The 18566-nt window shown below is 51.0% G+C and carries 17 protein-coding genes; 9 read left to right on the top strand and 8 right to left on the bottom strand.

Annotation, left to right across the window (positions count from 1 at the left end; all coding sequences use genetic code 11):
- A partial coding sequence (locus tag CSA35_00300; protein PIE55593.1) for a hypothetical protein occupies positions 1-1409 on the bottom strand: 1409 nt, incomplete at its 3' end.
- Between the two features lie 378 nt (positions 1410-1787).
- Positions 1788-2339 carry a xanthine phosphoribosyltransferase gene (locus CSA35_00295; GenBank protein PIE55592.1) on the bottom strand — a complete coding sequence of 184 codons (552 nt, stop codon included), beginning with the start codon at positions 2337-2339 and terminating at the stop codon, positions 1788-1790.
- 204 nt (positions 2340-2543) lie between these two features.
- Here CSA35_00295 and CSA35_00290 point away from each other — a divergent pair, with 204 nt between their 5' ends.
- The 4 genes from CSA35_00290 to CSA35_00275 all read left to right on the top strand — a co-directional run bounded on the left by CSA35_00290 (position 2544) and on the right by CSA35_00275 (position 7277).
- Positions 2544-3632 (top strand): BMP family ABC transporter substrate-binding protein, encoded by a 1089-nt coding sequence (locus tag CSA35_00290; GenBank protein ID PIE55591.1) that lies wholly within the window; start codon positions 2544-2546, stop codon positions 3630-3632.
- 108 nt (positions 3633-3740) lie between these two features.
- Complete coding sequence (locus CSA35_00285) at positions 3741-5288, top strand: heme ABC transporter ATP-binding protein (protein PIE55590.1); 1548 nt, start codon at positions 3741-3743, stop codon at positions 5286-5288.
- On the top strand, positions 5285-6349 hold the full coding sequence (locus CSA35_00280; protein ID PIE55589.1) for an ABC transporter permease: 1065 nt from the start codon (positions 5285-5287) through the stop codon (positions 6347-6349). Before CSA35_00285 ends, CSA35_00280 begins: the two co-directional genes overlap by 4 nt.
- Position 6350: 1 nt before the next feature.
- Positions 6351-7277, top strand: coding sequence for an ABC transporter permease (locus CSA35_00275; GenBank protein PIE55588.1), 927 nt, complete (start codon positions 6351-6353; stop codon positions 7275-7277).
- Positions 7278-7366: 89 nt separating this feature from the next.
- Here CSA35_00275 and CSA35_00270 read toward each other — a convergent pair whose 3' ends face one another.
- From CSA35_00270 to CSA35_00260, 3 genes are read right to left on the bottom strand one after another with little or no spacing between them, the layout of a single operon-like run.
- Positions 7367-8311: an arsenic-transporting ATPase gene (locus CSA35_00270; protein ID PIE55587.1), complete on the bottom strand. Its 945-nt coding sequence runs from the start codon at positions 8309-8311 to the stop codon at positions 7367-7369.
- A 24-nt stretch (positions 8312-8335) separates the two neighbouring features.
- The gene (locus tag CSA35_00265) at positions 8336-8557 is read right to left on the bottom strand and encodes a hypothetical protein (GenBank protein PIE55595.1); all 222 of its coding nucleotides are present in this window, start codon (positions 8555-8557) and stop codon (positions 8336-8338) included.
- 50 nt (positions 8558-8607) lie between these two features.
- Positions 8608-8922, bottom strand: a complete 315-nt coding sequence (locus tag CSA35_00260; GenBank protein ID PIE55586.1) for a hypothetical protein — start codon at positions 8920-8922, stop codon at positions 8608-8610.
- 1566 nt (positions 8923-10488) lie between these two features.
- On the opposite strand from CSA35_00260, the gene CSA35_00255 reads away from it, so the two are divergent.
- The 4 genes from CSA35_00255 to typA all read left to right on the top strand — a co-directional run bounded on the left by CSA35_00255 (position 10489) and on the right by typA (position 15253).
- Positions 10489-11472, top strand: a complete 984-nt coding sequence (locus CSA35_00255) for a hypothetical protein (protein ID PIE55585.1) — start codon at positions 10489-10491, stop codon at positions 11470-11472.
- 15 nt (positions 11473-11487) lie between these two features.
- Entirely contained in the window at positions 11488-12648 is a 1161-nt protein-coding gene (locus CSA35_00250; protein PIE55584.1) for a hypothetical protein, read from the top strand.
- 255 nt (positions 12649-12903) lie between these two features.
- On the top strand, positions 12904-13161 hold the full coding sequence (locus tag CSA35_00245; protein ID PIE55583.1) for a hypothetical protein: 258 nt from the start codon (positions 12904-12906) through the stop codon (positions 13159-13161).
- Between the two features lie 226 nt (positions 13162-13387).
- Positions 13388-15253 carry a translational GTPase TypA gene (gene typA / locus CSA35_00240; GenBank protein ID PIE55582.1) on the top strand — a complete coding sequence of 622 codons (1866 nt, stop codon included), beginning with the start codon at positions 13388-13390 and terminating at the stop codon, positions 15251-15253.
- Positions 15254-15256: 3 nt separating this feature from the next.
- Here typA and CSA35_00235 read toward each other — a convergent pair whose 3' ends face one another.
- Together CSA35_00235 and CSA35_00230 are read right to left on the bottom strand one after the other, a co-directional pair.
- Entirely contained in the window at positions 15257-15772 is a 516-nt protein-coding gene (locus CSA35_00235) for a 5-nitroimidazole antibiotic resistance protein (protein PIE55581.1), read from the bottom strand.
- 88 nt (positions 15773-15860) lie between these two features.
- The gene (locus tag CSA35_00230) at positions 15861-16871 is read right to left on the bottom strand and encodes an ABC transporter substrate-binding protein (protein PIE55580.1); all 1011 of its coding nucleotides are present in this window, start codon (positions 16869-16871) and stop codon (positions 15861-15863) included.
- Positions 16872-16962: 91 nt separating this feature from the next.
- Between CSA35_00230 and CSA35_00225 the strand changes: the two genes are divergently transcribed.
- Positions 16963-17160: a hypothetical protein gene (locus tag CSA35_00225; GenBank protein PIE55579.1), complete on the top strand. Its 198-nt coding sequence runs from the start codon at positions 16963-16965 to the stop codon at positions 17158-17160.
- 275 nt (positions 17161-17435) lie between these two features.
- Here the strand turns inward: CSA35_00225 and dnaJ are convergent, their stop codons facing one another.
- Positions 17436-18563, bottom strand: a complete 1128-nt coding sequence (gene dnaJ / locus CSA35_00220; GenBank protein ID PIE55578.1) for a molecular chaperone DnaJ — start codon at positions 18561-18563, stop codon at positions 17436-17438.
- Positions 18564-18566: the final 3 nt, after the last annotated feature.

The raw sequence follows: 18566 nt of genomic DNA, 5'->3' as shown, positions 1-18566 counted from the left end.
CCAGTGTCATGTACCAGGTTACCCGAAAAGGTGCAGTTCGTCACGGTGGGGTTGCTGCCAGCAACGTTGCTTATCCCGCCGCCATACTTTGCTATGTTCTCCGAGAAGGTGCAGTTCGTCACGATGACGTTACTTTGGGTGTTGTACATTCCACCGCCATTCGTATCTGCCTCGTTCCCTGAGAAGGTACAGTTCATCACTACGGCGTCGCTCACTACAGCGTTGACCATGCCACCGCCAGAATAACTTACGGCCCTGTTCCCCGAGAAGGTACAGTTCGTCACGGTGAGGTTACTGCTGTCGTAGTTAGCCATACCGCCACCATACTCACCTGCCTCGTTCTCCAAGAAAGTGCAGTTCATCACCACAACGTCGCTGCTCGTGGCGTTAATCATCCCGCCGCCATAGATACCTGCCTCGTTACCTGAGAAGGTGCAGTTCATCACTACGGCGTCGCTCCTTGCAGCGTTGACCATACCGCCGCCAGCAAGAAGAACTGCCTCGTTACCTGAGAAAGTGCAGTTCTTTACCGTGGGACTGCTGTCATCGCTGTTGAGCATCCCGCCGCCAATCTGTTCTGCCGTGTTCCACGAGAAGGTGCAGTTCGTCACTGTGGGGTTACTGTTGTCGTAGTTGTTCATACCGCCACCGTTGGTCGTCGCTTTGTTCCATGAGAAGGTGCAGTTCGTCACTGTGGGGTTACTGCTGTCGTAGTTGTTCATACCACCACCGTTGGTCGTCGCTTTGTTCCCCGAGAAGGTACAGTTCGTCACTGTGGGACTACTTGCGTTATTGCACATCCCACCTGCCTCATATGCCTTATTCCCCGAGAAGGTACAATTCCTCACGAGAGGGTTACTGACAAAGTTGTGCATCCCAGCGCCATTAATGTCAGCAGAGCCTGCACAGATAGTAAACCCGTCCAGGATCGCCGTGTTGTCACAACCGATGGATCTCACCACGCGGAAGCTGTTCGTTCCCACGATATTATCCGCCGACACAGTTGCTCCGTTCACCTTATTGGCATCGTTATTGTCGATGTCTCCCGTGAGGACCGTAACGTTCGTTGATACGTCCCGCTCTCCCAGGGTTGTCTCGCCTCCCGCGAACCCCCCGTAGAGCGCCACGTCGTTCGACAACACGAAGGAGTCGGTTCTGATGGTCCCGGGACGGTAGACGCCCGCCTTCACCCAGAACTCCACCTCGCCGCTCGCAGGGGTGACGGCTCTCAGAGCATCACGAAACTGAGGTTCGTCCAGAGCTGCAGCCCAGCTAGAACCGTCACCGCCAACGCTTGTAGCGTCGACACGCAGGACCGTCGCCGCCCAGGCGCAGTTCGTCAGAAGCGTTATAAGGACGACCAGCGTTCCCGCTGCCGCCCATCTTCGTGCGCATCTGTTCTCACACATATGGATCTCTCCTTTCGAGTTCTACCCCAAAATATACAGTTGATACGACATACAACAAGCAATATATTTTAGTATAGCACCAATAATTTAGTATGACTAATATGACATCTTTTTTGTGTCAAAAGCCTCACAAAGGAGACATGTCGTTATTCAGTGATTCTGTCACCCTGTAACCAGTCGAACTGTCACATGCTGCTTCAGGTATAGGGACAGTGGAGACTCCCGGGGATACGACAGGTGTGATTGACTTTGTCCCGATGTCTCCAAAGGTTTGGGCATCATGAACGTTGATAGACGATAACGTCTCAAAGAAAGACGAAAAATACATGTTAGCTGTAGAAGAGCAAACCGCCTCAACGTCAAATAATAGCTTCAACGTCATGACGGTTCGTCCACGCCCCGAAAGGCAGAGAGGTTGTGATCTCCTTTTGCCTTTTCAGGATCTAAATGATGTTTCATGCTGACAGGATCGGAGTACTGCGCCTCTGCATCCCATGGGAACAGGATCCACGTGTCCTGGCTCACCTCCGTGATGTATGTGTCCACATAGGGACGTCCCTCGGGCTTAGCGTATACCGTGGTAAACCAAGCTTCGGGGAACATCTCCCGAACGACCTTGGCCGTCTTGCCAGTATCCACAAGGTCGTCGACGATCAGCCACCCATCTCCCCGACTGGACGTCTCAATCTGCTTGATAACCTGAAGCTCCCCTTGGCGTTTCATGGTATAGCTCGAGATACACACCGTATCCACCAAACGCACGTCCAACTCTCGAGCGATAATGGCCGCAGGGATCAACCCTCCTCTGGCGATACCGATAATTCTCTCCCACTTTCGATCCAGAAGCTGAATCGCCAGAGCCTTAGAGTCCCTCTGCATCTGCTCCCATGATATGGTATACGTCCTACGATATCTGCCCTCCAACCCCATCAATGCCCCTCCTGAAAAAACGCAAACATCTTCCCAATGCATCGGGAAGTTCGAATGTATCCCTAAACGGTTACCAATAATTGTACCGAAAGAGCATAAAAAGAAAAAGCCGTAATCCTGGTAAATGAACGGGAACAGGTTAGGACATGCTATACTTATAGTGATGTGAAGCGTGATTCACGACCATTGAAGGAGGTATGTTCGATGAAGAAATCGGCACTGATTCTGGCTCTGTGTTTCTCCGTTATCACGGGAGGGGCGGCCTTGGCCGCTATGAAGATGATTCCAATCCAGGACATCAACGTGGGGTTCGTGTATATCGGGCCTGTTGGCGACGGTGGCTACACGTACATGCACGATCAAGGCCGACAGTACATGCACCAGCAAATCCCTGAACTGTCCAAAAGTGTCATCGTCGAGAATGTCCCTGAGGGCCCCGACGCCGCTCGAGTCATCGAGACCCTTATCCGCAAGGGATGCAACGTGATATTCGGCAACTCCTTCGGCTACATGGATTTTATGGTGGACGAGGCGAAGCGCCATCCAGACGTCTACTTTATGCACTGCTCGGGATATAAGACAGCGCCTAACATGGGGACCTACTTTGGTCGCATGTACCAGCCCCGTTTCCTCTCGGGCATCGTGGCAGGCTCCATGACGAAAAGCAACGTTCTGGGGTATGTGGCAGCTCAGCCGATTCCCGAGGTCATCCGGGGGATCAACGCTTTCACCCTGGGAGCCAGGAGCGTCAACCCCAAGGTTAAAGTCAAGGTTATCTGGCTCTTTTCCTGGTTCGATCCCGGTAAGGAAAAGGAAGCCGCCAAAGCCCTTATCGACTCGGGAGCTGACGTCATCGGCATGCATGCCGACAGCGGTGCGGCTCCTCAGGCCTGCGAGGAAGCTGGGGTCTACGTCATCGGGTACAACGACGACATGTCCACCTTCGCTCCAACAATGCACCTGACGGCTCCCATCTGGCACTGGGGCACGGTCTATGACTACACGGTGAAGCAGGTTTCCGAGGGCGTCTGGGAGCCCCGGCAGATCTGGTGGGGCCTCAAGGAAGGGCTCGTCGCCCTGGCCCCCTTTGGCAAAGCCGTTCCTAAAGGCCTTCAAGAGACGGTGGAGTCTCGAAAGAAAGCTATTATCTCGGGTACATGGGATGTTTTCTGGGGCCCCATCTGGGATCAGAACGGCAAGATCAAGGTCCCCGATGGCGTCAAGCTCACCGATACTGAGATGCTCGGCATGGATTGGTTCGTCCAGGGAGTTGAGGCAACCATTCCCAAATAGTCCCTGACGTTCATTTTGAAAAAGACGGACTTCGGTATATGATTATGAGGGTACCTTAGGTGCCCTCATAATTTATGATCGAGAGATCATGAAGGGGATGTGCTATCCATGACCGAACCGGTCTCGACCGAGTTGGTGTCCATGAAGGGGATCACCAAGATCTTTCAGGACGTCAGAGCTAACGATCAGGTCGATCTGGTTCTTCATGGGGGGGAAGTTTTGGCGCTTCTGGGGGAGAACGGTGCCGGAAAGTCCACCCTGATGAACGTACTGTCGGGACTCTACCGCCCCGACAGTGGCCAGATCACTATCAACGGACAGCAACGAGTGTTCAGCTCTCCTCACGATGCCATCGCCGCCAGCATCGGCATGGTTCATCAACATTTCATGCTTGTTCCATCTCAGACAGTGTGGGAAAACATGATCCTGGGACACCACGGAACCCCTCAGATACTTCCTAAGAAAAAGGTCATTGCCGAGATCAGGTCCATATCGGAACAATATGGTCTGGACATCGATCCAGAGGCCCTCATATGGCAACTCTCCATTGGGGAACAGCAACGAGTGGAGATCCTCAAAACTCTGTACAGGGAGGCTACCGTCCTCATTCTGGACGAACCCACGGCCGTCCTCACTCCCCAGGAGGCCCAAAACCTCTTCTCCACAGTGCGTAGAATGACCACTGAGGGCAGAGGGATCATCTTTATCTCCCATAAGCTGGACGAGGTCATGGAGATCTCCGACCGGGTCATGGTCCTCCGAAAAGGGAAACTCGTGGAGACCGTCCGAACCGATGAGGTGACCAAAGAGGGGATCGCCGAGATGATGGTCGGCCGGCAGGTGACCCTCGACATGGACAAAAAACCATTGACCCCGGGCCGGTCTGTGTATCAGGTGAATGGCATCAGCGCTACGAGCGACCGCGGACTTACCGCATTGCATCAGGTTTCCCTGGAGATCAGAGAACGGGAAATACTCGGAATAGCCGGTGTAGCCGGCAACGGCCAGACCGAGCTCTGTCAGGTTATGGCCGGCCTCAGGAAGCCCACAGCAGGGACCCTGATTTTGAACGATCAGGACGTCACGGACAAAGGCTCCAGGCTGATGATAGACTCAGGCGTCCGGTACATCCCGGCCGACCGAAAAGGTACGGGGATGATTTCAAACATGGACGTTCGGGAGAACGCCACTCTCAAGCGATATTGGCGGAAGCCTGTAGCCTATGGCGTACTCATCGACTGGAAAGCCGTCCTGCGTCACGCCCTGCACATCGTGTCCGATTTCAACGTCGACACACCATCGGTGGAGACCCCAGTACGTAACCTCTCGGGAGGCAACATCCAGAAACTCATGCTCGGTCGTGAGCTCAGCGACGTTCCCAACGTCCTCATCGCCATGAATCCCACCTGGGGACTCGACGTGGCGGCTACCCGATTCGTCCGTGAACAGATTCTGAAGGAAAGGGAAAAGGGAACGGCTATCCTCCTCATATCGGAGGACCTGGATGAGCTTCTTTTCTTAAGTGACCGCCTGGCCATCATGTATCGAGGCTCTATCATGGGGACGGTGAAGGAGCCCGCATCCTTCGGGATTGAGAGAATTGGCATGATGATGGCTGGAACCGAGATGGACCGCCTGGGAGGATCAGCCTCATGAGACTCAAACGACAAAAACGCCCTGATCACCCCTTATGGTTGGACATCATCATCCCCACGGCAGGGCTCGTACTGGCATTCGGGGCCAGCGGTCTGTTCCTGATGGCTATGGGAGTCTCCCCCCTCGAAGCCTACCGGGAAATGTACATCTCAGCCTTTGGAAACAGCTACGGCCTGAGTGAGTGTATGGTGAAGGCTATCCCCCTCGCCATGACGGCAGTGGCAGTGATGCTCTCCTTCAAGATGCTCATCTGGAACATCGGAGCCGAGGGACAGATATTCATGGGGGCCATCGCAGCAGCGGCGGCGGTGCGATATTTTCCCATGGAGAACCACTGGGCCATGATGACCGTCATGGCTACTTTGGCCATCGTCGTTGGAGGGATATGGGCTGGCACCGCTGGCTATCTTCGAGCCCGGTGGAACGTGAACGAGATTATCACGACCTTGATGATGAACTACATCGCCATCCATCTGATGGACTACTTCGTCTACGGACCATGGCGAGATCCGTCCAGCCTTGGCTTTCCCATGACGGCTCCCTTCCCTGAATCGGCCAGACTTGTGGAGTTAGGATGGGGTCGGGTGCATTCAGGGCTTTTCTTGGCACTGGGGCTCGTGCTGGTTACCTGGTGGATTTTCAAGCGTACCCGCTGGGGCTACGAAATTCGGGTCATTGGAGAAAATCCCAAGGCCGCTACGTTCGCTGGAATGAACTACGTGAAGAACGTCGTCGTGGTCATGTTCATATCGGGAGCCATCGCAGGATTGGCGGGAATGAGCGAGGTCGCTGGCCTCCAGGGACGGCTCCAGCACGGATTTTCAGGGGGATTCGGCTACACAGCCATCATCGTGGCATGGCTGGCCAGACTCAATCCTCTGGCTATCGCCGTGGTCTCCTTTCTTATGGGAGGATTACTCGTAGGAGGCGAGTCCCTTCAGATCGTTATGGGGCTGCCTATCGCCAGTACTCTTGTGGTTCAGGGCTGTATCCTGTTTTTTATCCTGGCGGGAGAGTTTTTCCGTCGGTATCGCTTTGTTGTCGTAGAGGAGAACATATAACATGGAGATCGTTATCCCTATCCTGGCAGCTGCCGTGCGAAGCGGAACTCCCATCCTCTACGCCACGCTGGGCGAGATCGTGACCGAGAAAAGCGGCGTCATGAACTTGGGGTTGGAGGGCCTGATGCTCCTGGGTGCTCTATCAGGATTCGTCGTTACCTCTGCCACGGGGACCCCCTGGCTCGGCGTCGCAATAGCCTTCGGAGTCGGGGCTTTTTTCAGCCTCATTCACGCAGCAGTTTGCGTCTCTCTGGGCGGGAACCAGGTCGTCAGCGGGCTGGCCCTGACCATGTTAGGAACGGGCGTTTCGGCAATCATGGGGCGAGAGTATATCGGCCAAACCATCGTGGGACTGACTAAGAGACCGATTCCCGGACTCGCTCAAATTCCCCTTATTGGCCCAGTCTTCTTCGATCACGATCCATTAGTCTATTTTTCCTATGGCCTGGTACTTTTCCTTTGCTGGTTCTTCTGGCGAACCAGAGCAGGACTGAATCTTCGAGCAGTGGGTGATAGTCCCCAGGCCGCCGACTCGGTAGGACTATCGGTCGTCCTTATTCGATACGTCTACACCGTCATCGGCGGTGGTATCGTGGCGATCGGCGGTGCCTATCTTTCCATCTCGTACAGTCATATGTGGACCGAGGGAATGTCCGCTGGTCGTGGATGGATAGCCGTTGCCCTCGTGATCTTCGCCATCTGGAACCCCGCCCGAGCCGCCTTCGGTTCCTACCTTTTCGGTGGCGTCGAAGCCTGTCAGCTTCGTATTCAGGCGGCTGGGACCAACATCCCGGCACCGTTGCTTCTCATGCTCCCCTACGTATTGACGATCATTGTCCTCCTGGTTATCTCCATCCGAAAGGGACAAGGTATCCTCTTCGGAGCACCGGCCGCCCTTGGCACCCCGTTCTATCGGGAGGAACGCTGAGCTACAGGCTTTCAAAAAGATCACAGCCATAAAAAAAACCGGCGGCCCTGTAATGGGCTCACCGGTTTTTTTATTCTCGTTTGCTGCACCTAGCCTCGCTCAACCTCTGCAAGGTACCCCGATATCTCATCCAGCTGCTCCACTCCCTGGACATCGGTCCGAAGCATGGGGAGGCGCACTACCCCGTATGTCCCGAACTTATCGTCGATCTCTTTCAGGTACGCCTCCTGAGCCTCCCGACGGGACACGAAAAAGTCGCCAGCCTCGGGGGGAATAATCCGATTCACCACCACCGATCCTACCTGAATATTAAATTCGTTTAGGAGGGCAATGGCTCGCTCGGTCTCCAAAATTGGCATTTTTTCAGGGTTAAGAACAAAGTGAAACACGGAGAGTTCCGAATCGGTCAGAAGTTCCCGAGCCCGTTGGAATCGGTCTCTGCGCCGAGAGAGGATTGAAAAAATCGGATCGTCCTTCAGCTTTTCCTGAAGCTCTTTCTCGTATTTGGCGGCCATGCGCATGAGATCCATAGCCTTGCTTCGCTTCGCGATCAGGTGATCAATCCAGACTTTAAGGACCTCAGGCAGGGTCAGAAGTCGGAGTGTATGCCCCGTAGGGGCCGTGTCGAAAACCACTGCATCGTATGTGTGACCGGCCCCCTCCATGATATCCACGAACCGATCAAAGATAGCAGCCTCTTCGGCCCCCGGCGAGAGATAGGCAATTCGAAGCTGCCGTTTGATCTCCTCCACGATAGCGGCACTCACGATGTGAAGCATCTGTTCCTGGATGGATCCCATGTACTTTTTAGCCTCAAGCTCCGCATCGATCTCCAGCCCCCAGAGACAGGGGTCCAGAGAGATCACGTCACTTCCGATGTGCCGGCCCATGGCGTCGGACAAGGAATGGGCCGGATCGGTCGAGACCACAAGGGTTCGCACACCCTCTCGAGCTAAAGACAGGCCATAGGCAGCCGCACAGGTGGTCTTGCCCGTTCCACCCTTCCCGCCAAAAAACGTATATCGCCGATACATAAAGCTCCCCCTCCCCAATCGTGCTCAGTCAAAGTCGAACTGGGCCGCTTTCTCCGCCAAAATCATCTTTCGGTTCTGTATCCGCCGTTCCCATGGCTCCAACTCGGTCACGACGTAGGGAAGAAGCTCCAGAGTGTAATAGGAAATGGGATTAGGGATCCCCAGGAACTCCCCGAACAGAAGAAGCATCAGATCGTCGTTCTCGTCAAAAGCCTCCTTACGAATGACCCCGTGTCGCTTATCCATGAAGGTACCGAACAGAAAGAGTTTTGCCCAATACAAAAAGTTTCGCAGCTTTATGACCGTCTCCTCCCCTCAATCTGTCGGGCGAAAGTCGTCCTTCTTTTTGCCCTCTCATTTTCGTCAAACACACCTTGAAATCGAGGATCTTTCTGAAACACCTTGACGATCTCCAAAGGGATATTCAGATCCTGAGAGATGCTCGTCAAGGTAGCTTTTTGGCCCGGATGATTCCACAGGTAATTTCGGATTTTCTCACGTAACTGACGATAGCGGCTCTCACATTTTTTACAGGCCATCTCGTCAAAGGTTCCAAAAAACGCTCGGCCACAAAGAGAGCAGTTTTTCAACTGTAACTCAAAGCCCTTCATTCAATCTTCCCTCTCATAGCACCACAAAAAAAAACGAACCATCAAATCTCTATCTCAACAAGTTGTGCGTGTAGAGATCCACACCAGCACGGAGATACCGTCTTTCGTTCTCCCCATAACATTGAGCCTCATAATCACGATGGCAGAGCGATATGGGCCATCGGTCTTTTTTCTGGAACTTCCGAATCTCTACAGGTCACCTCTAAAAACGAAAAAACTACAGGTCGCTGAAAAATAAGCCACAGACCTCTTGCCTTTATCCCACAGGCTTTCTTGTGAGTTGAACGCATGCTCTACAGTCAAAAAGTTACATTTTGAGAAAAAACGACAGATGAAACAACAGAAGATAAGACTAAAAGCCGCAAGAACTTGCTTAGGCCATAGGTGTCTCTCGATTTACATGGTGCCTGATGGTATCTTGAGGCAAAATACAGCGTCCCTGATTGTCTTATCAGGTACGAGAATCGAGTGGTGGTATAGGCCAGGTTCCACAAAGCTATGGCGGTGGAGGTTTGTATCTTCCCGATGCCTCAAAGGATCAGTTTTCCCGCTTCCATGGCTTGAACTCCAAATGCGTGTTCCACACAGTTTTGGGTTTCGGATCGATTTCGATCTCCCTGCCTGTCCGAGAAGAGGTGAAAAGGGGAGTTCAGCCCTATATCTGGAGATCCTCGCAAGTTCCCGTCAATGAATAAACTTCTCCAGCGTTTCGTTGACACATACCAGTGGGCCGTTCAGCATATCAAGGTATCGTAGACGATTTTTTCTACAAGGAGGAGACGCTGTTTCAGCGGCGTAGCATCCCTTTCCAAGCTTTTAGTTATAATTGGTATTGTACCATTTTATCTTAGGGAGGGGCAGAAGCCATTCTCTCTTCTTAGAGAGGGATTTATTAGAGGTCGCCATATGGTCGCAACTTAACTCGATATATTCTTCCCGATCAATCCTTTCTTTCAAGCGAGGGTGACATGTTTTTTTGAGCATTTACAGGACAACTTCACCTCTGGGCAATGACATGCTATCACAGTGCCTACTTGACAAAAATGATTGGCTATATTAAAATCCTTACGTTTTAAAAAATAAAAAATCGCCATTCGAACAGAAAGTTATCCTCATTAGAATAAAATCCAGAGCCAGCTTCTCAAAGAGAGCGCAAAGATCCTTGGGGTAAAAATCACAAAAAAGCATCTGCCCTCCATAGCGTATCCAGGGACTTGGGCAACCTGTTTCTGTCCGATGTAACTCCAAGTACTATTTCACCATGTGCACTCTCAGATAAAAAATGTGTTGCCTCCATCATAGGACAATCAGATAAAGTATAAAACCCCTAAGTACGAAGGTGCTTGCCCCCAAGAGTTCTGACAACTCTCACGACCAGAGTGACGTTTGCAGGGCTGTTGATAAGCTGCCTACCCTGTTCTCTAGTAAATGCGAATACTCCTCTGTCCAGCAAATTCAGGTAGGCAAGTCAAGCATTCACATTGTGATATCTGGGGTCATTCACGAAATAATCGCGCAATGTTTAATTAATATTTATTTCTGTTTTATTGAGAGAGGGTCGTAACCATGAAGCTGAGCATCGTTCTGTTGCTGATGATGCTTTTGTTTACTGTGCCAAACACGGCACAGGCAACGCCAGTTGTCATTTACAGAGGAGATCCTAACGTTGGAGCCTACAATCAAGCTATTCACGAAGGAGTCGAGGCGTTTAGAAACAGCACCCATAAAGAGTGTATTGAAATCCAAGCCGTCTCAGAAGAGGTAGATTATATCGCAAAAATAAAAGAAAGTGTCGCTAATGGCTACTCACCTATCGTACTTCCCTACAACTCCCCGAGGGTTCTCGATGCCATTCAAAAATACGAAAGCCACAGAGAAGTTCGTTTTGTTCTTTTGGACTGTGTAAAAGATATCGATCTTCCAAACGTTCGAATCTTTCAATTCAGCAACTACGAAGGTTCTTTCATGGCTGGTGCTTTAGCTGCTCTCATGACCAAGACGAACGTTGTCGGCTTCATATACACAAATAATGACTATCCCATACTTCGTCAATTTCAAGCCGGATTTAAGCATGGCGTTCATTCGGTAAACTCAAGCGTTCAAATTCTGGAAAGTACCTTGGGCAATTATCCTGGAATGTGGTATGACGTCGCAAAAGCGCAAAACATAGCGGCGCAACAGATCAAAAAGGGTGCTGACGTTCTCTTTGCCGTTGCCGGATTCGCAGGAACGGGCGTTCTGGCCCAGGCTGCGGAGAGTGGCATCTATGCTATCGGAATGGACAAGAACCAAAATCATCTTCATCCTGGCTCCATGATCGGATCAATGGTCAAGCGGCTGAATAAAATCATACCTATAGCTCTACAGATGCCGCTCTCAGGGTTAAAACAATGTAAAGTCAAGCGAATAGGACTAGCTCAAGATATAGTGGGACTGGAATTCGATGGTGTCCAAGAGGGGCTGGTTCCCCAGAAAATAAAAGAGAGGCTTAGATATATAAAATGCGATATCATACTTGGAAAAATCAAAAAACCCAAGAAAATCGACTAAATTAATTAAAAAAATATGAACAATAATATTGTCAATAACAAAATTTCTAAATTTTTCTTCTGGCTCTTCTTAGCCTTTTTCCTCCCATTTTTTGGAGGGCTTGTTTTGTTGACAATGAGCGAAAGAAACAACGTTCGAGACTCCTTGATTCATTGTACCCAAGAAAACACGAAGACTCTCGCTCAATGTGTCGCCGAACCTATGAAATATTTTGCGCCTCAGCAGGTTCTTCGAGCTGCCCAACTTGTTGCCCTCAATGAAAACGTCGTTGAGGTTGATATCTACTCAAGCGTATTCGATATCTCCCTCGCTCACATAAAGATTCCCTTTCGTTCACACAAGGATCTCTACACCTGCGAGGAAATAGCCTATTTTGACGACCTCCCTGTAGGCTCCGTCCGAATCAGTATTTCAATGACACCGGCTATGAACAACTTGCTGTGGAACTTCCAAACAACAATCGTTGTTTTTTTACTCCTCTTTTTGTCGAGTTTTTGCATTACATCGGTGGTGTTTCGGACAACGATAGCTCGACCAATCCATCGACTTTTAGACCAGACGGAAAAAATATCATCGCAACTTACGGATGGAGCCTGTGCATGGACCGATCAAGACGAGTTCTCCCACTTGGGCCGGGCTATCGAGAATATGAGACAGAAGCTCGCCCTGCAATTCCAGAAGATAGACCATCAGGCTCGGACTGATACCCTCACAGGCATATCAAATCGCCGGGATTTCTACGAACAGGCCTCTCGAGCTATTCATTTTGCTCAAAAACAAGACGAGGCTTTTTCATTAATCATGTTTGATCTGGACAACTTCAAAAACATGAACGATACCTACGGGCACCTTATAGGCGATGATCTTTTAATGGATATATCTGCACTCATCCAAAAAAACATTCGCAGTACCGACTTATTCGCTCGATGGGGGGGGGAGGAATTCATCCTGGGCCTCCTCAAAACCGATAAAGAACAGGCATTTAACGTCGCTGAAAAGCTTCGGGAAGCGATTGCCTCAGCAGAATTTTCCAAAGACCTCCATATTACTGCTAGTTTTGGCGTTGTCCAACTGAATAAGGACAACAATGAAAATATGCAGGATGTCTTAAAGTTGGTGGATCAAGCCATGTATCAGGCAAAAGAGAGGGGCAAAAACTGCACCGTGGTTTTATAAAACACCTCAAATTTTTTATGCGTATAAGTACACAAAAGAGGCTCTCTCGGCAAAGAGAGCCTCTTTTCTTATACACCATAACCTGACGTCAGGCCGTGGTCTTATTCAGTCTTTTAGGCTTTTTATCCTTGAGCTATCAAACCTATGAGGGCTACTTTTTTGTTTTAAGGATCTTTACGAGCGACAGAAACGTCTTCCTGATCTCGTCTCTGTTCTAGGAGATCCCTCACGTTTATTTATGCTCTTGCGCTATACTTGTTTGAGGCTGCGTGTCCTACTCTCACAGTTACCAAAAGAAGAGCCGATACTCCGAGGCACGAAGTGAAAAAACATTGGAGCCTCCTCCTGACCTCTATGATGAAGCTTAGCAGGTTTTTGAGTCCTATCCTCTCGAGCTTTTTAGCCATGGTGTCTCTGTTTTTCTCAGGCTTCTTTGAGATCTTCGTATTCCTGGGTTACTGTGAACATCAGGTCTCTTCTTATACCTCCTATTTGGAAATAGCTCCTCTGTAGACACTACGATGGAGAGCGACTGCAAACGTACAGATTAAGTACATGTGTAAAAGATAGGGGTACCTCATTCTCCTTCCCGGTCTTTTCGCCCTCCAACTCTTACCTGAATTGCAAAAAAGCCGTCATTTTCTGCACCTTACCGGTTATACTTGTCGATGTAGAGAAGGAAGTGTATAATTCTTTTTTTAGCGTTGACTTCAACTTCACCAGTTAGGAGCTTTCTATAATGTACGATGTACAGCATATCAGGAATGTGGCGATCATCGCCCATATTGATCACGGCAAGACCACTCTCATAGATTCCCTCTTCCGCGCCGCCAAGGTGTTTCGAGAGAATGCACGTATTGAGGAACGAGTCATGGACAGCGGCGAACTCGAACGGGAGCGAGGTATCACCATCACCTCAAAGCATTGTACCGTCGAGTGGAACGGCTATCTGATCAACGTCGTTGACACACCGGGGCACGCCGATTTTTCAGGAGAGGTGGAGCGAGTTCTCTCCATGGTAGATTCGGTGCTTCTCCTCGTGGACGCCAACGAGGGCCCGATGCCCCAAACTCGCTATGTCCTCTCTCGGGCTCTCAAACTGGGCCTTCGTCCTGTCGTGATCATCAATAAGGTCGATCGCCCGAGGGCCACACCGGATTTAGCATTGGATAAAACCATCGATCTGTTTATCGAGCTAGGGGCCAACGAACATCAGCTGGAATTCCCCGTCCTGTATGGTTCTGGACTGGATGGGTGGGTCGTACTGGATATGGACGATTCAAGAGAGGGCATGGATCCCCTGTTTCAGACCATCGTGGATTACGTCTCTCCTCCAGAGTCCGACCCGGGCTCGCCTTTCCGAATGCAGGTGAGCACTTTAGGATGGAACGAGTACGTGGGGCAAATCGGATGCGGACGCATAACATCAGGAATCGTTCGTCAAGGGGAGTCTTTTGTCCAGACCAAGACGACCTGGCGGTCGCCGTCGGACAAGGAAGAAGGATGGGACGTTGTCTCCTCATCCCGAGAAAAGGTGACGCATATATGGGTCACGCGGGGTCTGGAGCGGGTCGAGGTGGCCGAGGCGTTTGCTGGGGATATCGTGTGGATCACCGGTCCCAAAATGATCGATATTGGCGATACTTTCGCGTCTACCGAAAGTCTGGAACCGGCTTTTCAGCCCCTGGAAATTGAGGAACCAACCGTCTCTATGTTTTTTCTGGTCAACAGCGGGCCTTTTGCTGGCCGGGACGGCAATCCCATCACCCTGAGACAACTCAAGACTCGATTGGATCGGGAAATCAAAACGAACGTTGCTTTGCGAGTCGAGGATCTGGGACGCCCTGACGGAGTGAAAGTCTCAGGCCGTGGAGAACTCCAGCTGGCTATTCTCATAGAGGAAATGATCCGGGAGGGATCGGAAATCTGTGTCTCCCGACCGGAGGTCATCACAAAAAAAGACGATAGAGAACACACGCTGGAGCCCATGGAAGATCTAGCTATTGAGGTTCCCGAGGAGTACCAGGGCATGGTGATCGAGAAGTTGGCCATGCGAAAAGCTGACCTGACCGACATGGTGGTCCTTCAGACCGGAACGGTAAAGATGAACTTTAGAATTCCAACAAGAGGGCTCATAGGCTACAGAGGCGAGTTCCTCACAGATACCCGAGGACTGGGGATCATGGCGTCCCGATTCGTTGGCTATGGCCCATGGAAGGGCGACGTGACATCCCGGAATCGAGGTTCGATGGTAAGCATGGATACGGGGATCGCAACAGGATATCAGCTTGAAAATCTCCAGGAACGAGGCACTCTGTTTATCTCACCTGGGACGGAAGTTTACAATGGCCAGGTTGTAGGCGAACACTCCCGTCCTGGCGATATTCCCTGTAATCCAACGAAGAAGAAGCAGACATCCAATCATCGATCGTCCACCAAAGATATGGGCATCAAGCTCGACGTACCTCGGCCAGTGACTCTAGATAAGGCATTAGAGTGGATAACGGATGACGAGTTGGTAGAGGCCACACCGAGAGAGGTCCGCATCAGAAAGGCAATCCTAGATATGAACGAACGCCGAAAGGCGGCGAAGCGATCGGCCTGATCCTCAACAAGACCGCTCGTTGGAGGGTTTTTTCTCCTTTCCCGTCATATGGATAATGGTCAGGTCCAGGACACATACTCTATCTAACATCCGCTTTGGTCTGGGCGTCTCTCGCCTCTCTCGCCCGTGATGTACTGCCAGGATGTTGAGCGCTTCTCTTTTTCTGTCTTCCTGGTCGTCTGGAATGATCTCTATCTCTCCATAACCGATGACACTCCGATATGGCGGGACACTTCCAGTTTCGATCCTGGATTCGGGAGCGCAGATCGTCTCTACATCTACAGCAAAGGACGTCCGAGGATTTTCCCGAATAATATCGATTTTCTTTCCCGCTTTGGCCGAGTGAAAATACAGGTGTCCTTCACTATAGCCGTAGGAAAGAGGAATCACATAAGGCCACTCTCCATCGAAAAGAGACAGATAACAGGTCACGCCACTGCTCAGGACCGACTCCATCCATCTAGGATCGGAGACTTCTCGATCCTTTCGCCTCATCGGACGATACACCATATTTCCCATAACGACACCTCACCTCTGTAATATACGTACGATCCCCGGCAAATACGCCGAGGATCGTACGCTGTTCTCATATATAGCGCCGCTGTCCTTACAGACCTAGCACCTGGTTGACCTTTTTCAGAACATCCTGACGATCCTCAGGAATCCACGCTCTCCAGATATTCGGGTACGTTTTGAGAAACCAGATGGCTGTCTCCTCAAGGGAGAGATTGTCCACAGAGCGGCGGGCCAGTATCTGGTCGTTCATCCCCAGAGTTGTCTCATAACGACGAAAAAAGTCGATAAGCTCGGGATTTGCTTCAGCAAAATTGGCGTTGGCCAGTTTGAGCACTGACTGTGCGGGAAAATCACAGCCATATCCAGCCTTCTCGTTCCACTTCGCCACGTCATAGGGAGTTTTTTCCTTCAGACGAGTCATGTCAAACAAGCCCATGAGAGCCGTAGGTTGCCAGTAGTAGAAAATAACAGGCTCGCCCTTTTTGTAGCTGGCCCGTGCCACGGTCTGAAGAGCCGTGTCGGAACCCGGAGAGAAAATCACGTAGATTTTGTCCAATCCTAGAGTTTTCATCTTGTATTCATTGATACTGGAGATTTTCCAACCTGGCGGTGCGTTGTAGAAACGTCCCTTGGAGGGATCCTCAGGATCCTTAAAGATCCCGGCATAGGCTTCAAGGTCGTCCACATATTGTAAATCAGGGGCAACAGGTTCAATTCCTCTCTCGGGATCTCCCTTGATAACATATGTCGGAACATACCAACCTTGAGGGGCGTTGGGGTAATTCACACCTAGATTGACCAGCGAGTCCTTTTTCTGAGCTTTGGCCCACCACTCGGGAGTGTTATTCACCCACACGTCCAGACAAATATGGACGTCCCCTCTCTCCAATCCAAGCATACCGGGCAACGTCTCAGAAAAGAGAAACTCGACCTTTCGCTCATACCCATGCTTTACGATATACGCAGCAATACGATTGTGAACCTGCGCGCTATCCCAGCTCTCGTCCAGAAAAACGACAGGCGACGTTTTAGCCAAGGAGATAAAACTCAAAACGCCTACCAAAAGAATGGAGAGAGATAACACCATAAAACTCTTTTTCACAGACAGATACCTCCTTTACCTATATTTCTCAGTATAGCATAGGAATTTACAGTCAAATAATGAGGAGATCAGTGGAGCAATCTCTTCGATAATGTGCAAGAAGGAAGATGTTCGTCTGATTCTTCCCAACTGTTTTGATATCCTCCTCCAAAGAGGAGGCGGAGAGTCTCCGTCGTTACATCTCCTAGTTTTTTATACTTGGAGGTCAGTGATGATAGAGCTCAACAAAAAGAAAGTTGCGACCTTTTTCGATTGTCAAAATCTCTTTAAACAGGCCAAGGTACTCTAGCAATGCAGACACCCCAACTTCAAACCCATCAAGCTCGTCTCAATCATCACAAATAAACATCAATACGAAGGCGGGCTTCTGGTAAGCATTAGGGCCGTTCTAAAAACCTACAACCGAGTCTCCCAGCCTCAGGTCGTCCCATTAGAGCCCTGTCTCGCGTATCGCCCCCGCCTCTTGAGTATCGGGAGGAAGAGATCGATCTGATCACATGCTTCTGGCACGGCATGGAGAACATAAAAGACGAGAAGAGAAAAACCTCTCCTCGTCTTTGCTATCTATGAAAACAGCTGTTTCAGTTTATCCCAGACACCTTCCTCGGTGTCCACAGGAACATTCATCTCAGTAGCCAGAGCCTCAATCAAGCCTTTTTGACGCTCTGTCAGTTTTTTGGGAACCTCCACCGTGACGTGAAGAAAGAGATCACCACGCCGGGCGCCATTCCGAAGGCTCGGCATACCGAGCCCCTTGAGCCGAAGGACTTCGCCCGGCTCCGTTCCAGCAGGGACAGTCACGGGACGCACATCGTCTATCAATGTTGTTACGTTCGTGACACCACCCAAAGTCACCAAGGGAAAGGCCAAAGGGAGCCGGCGATGAAGGTCCATGCCGTCCCTTTCAAAGTCCTCGTGAGACAAAACGTCTATCACCAAAAACAGATCCCCCGGAGGCCCGCCATTCAAGCCAGCCTCACCAGAACCGGGAACCCGGAGTCTGGTTCCCCGGTCAACTCCAGCCTGAACGTTGACCTTGATTTCTCTTTTACGTCGAACCCGTCCCTCGCCGTTGCAGTCCTGACATTTTCTCTCAAAAACCTTGCCGGCTCCCCTGCAATCGGGACAGGTCCCTACGGTGACCGCTTGACCAAAGAGCGTCTGACTCGTACGCCGAACCTGGCCGGAGCCATGACATGTCCCGCAGACCGAAACGGACGATCCGGGCTCAGCCCCCTTGCCATCACATCGGGAACACGTCTCCCACCGGGGAATTGTAACCGTTCGCGTCACACCAAGAGCCGCTTCTTCAAGGGTGATCTCCAGGCTCATCTCCAGATCAGAGCCCCGACGAGGCCCATCTCGGCGAGCTCCCGATCGACCAAACCCACCGCCAAACATGCTGTCGAAGAGGTCTCCAAAGATATCGCCCATGCCCCCCATGTCGCCAAAGGGCTGCCCCTCTCCAACACGACCAAACTGATCGTACTGAGAACGTTTCCTGGGATCGCTCAGAACTTCATAAGCTTCGCTGACTTCCTTGAACTTGGCCTCGGCCTCGGCGCTTCCTGGTTTGGCGTCGGGATGATACTCTCTGACCAGGCGACGATACGCCTTTTTTATCTCGTTGGGAGACGCTTCTCTCGAAACACCCAGGACCTCGTAATAGTCCCGCCCCCCTCCAACGGACATCTA

The organism is Dethiosulfovibrio peptidovorans (genome assembly GCA_002748665.1).
Taxonomy (GTDB): domain Bacteria; phylum Synergistota; class Synergistia; order Synergistales; family Dethiosulfovibrionaceae; genus Dethiosulfovibrio; species Dethiosulfovibrio peptidovorans_A.
The sequence above is the reverse complement of the archived record's forward strand: the minus strand, read 5'-3'. Positions and strand labels throughout refer to the sequence as shown.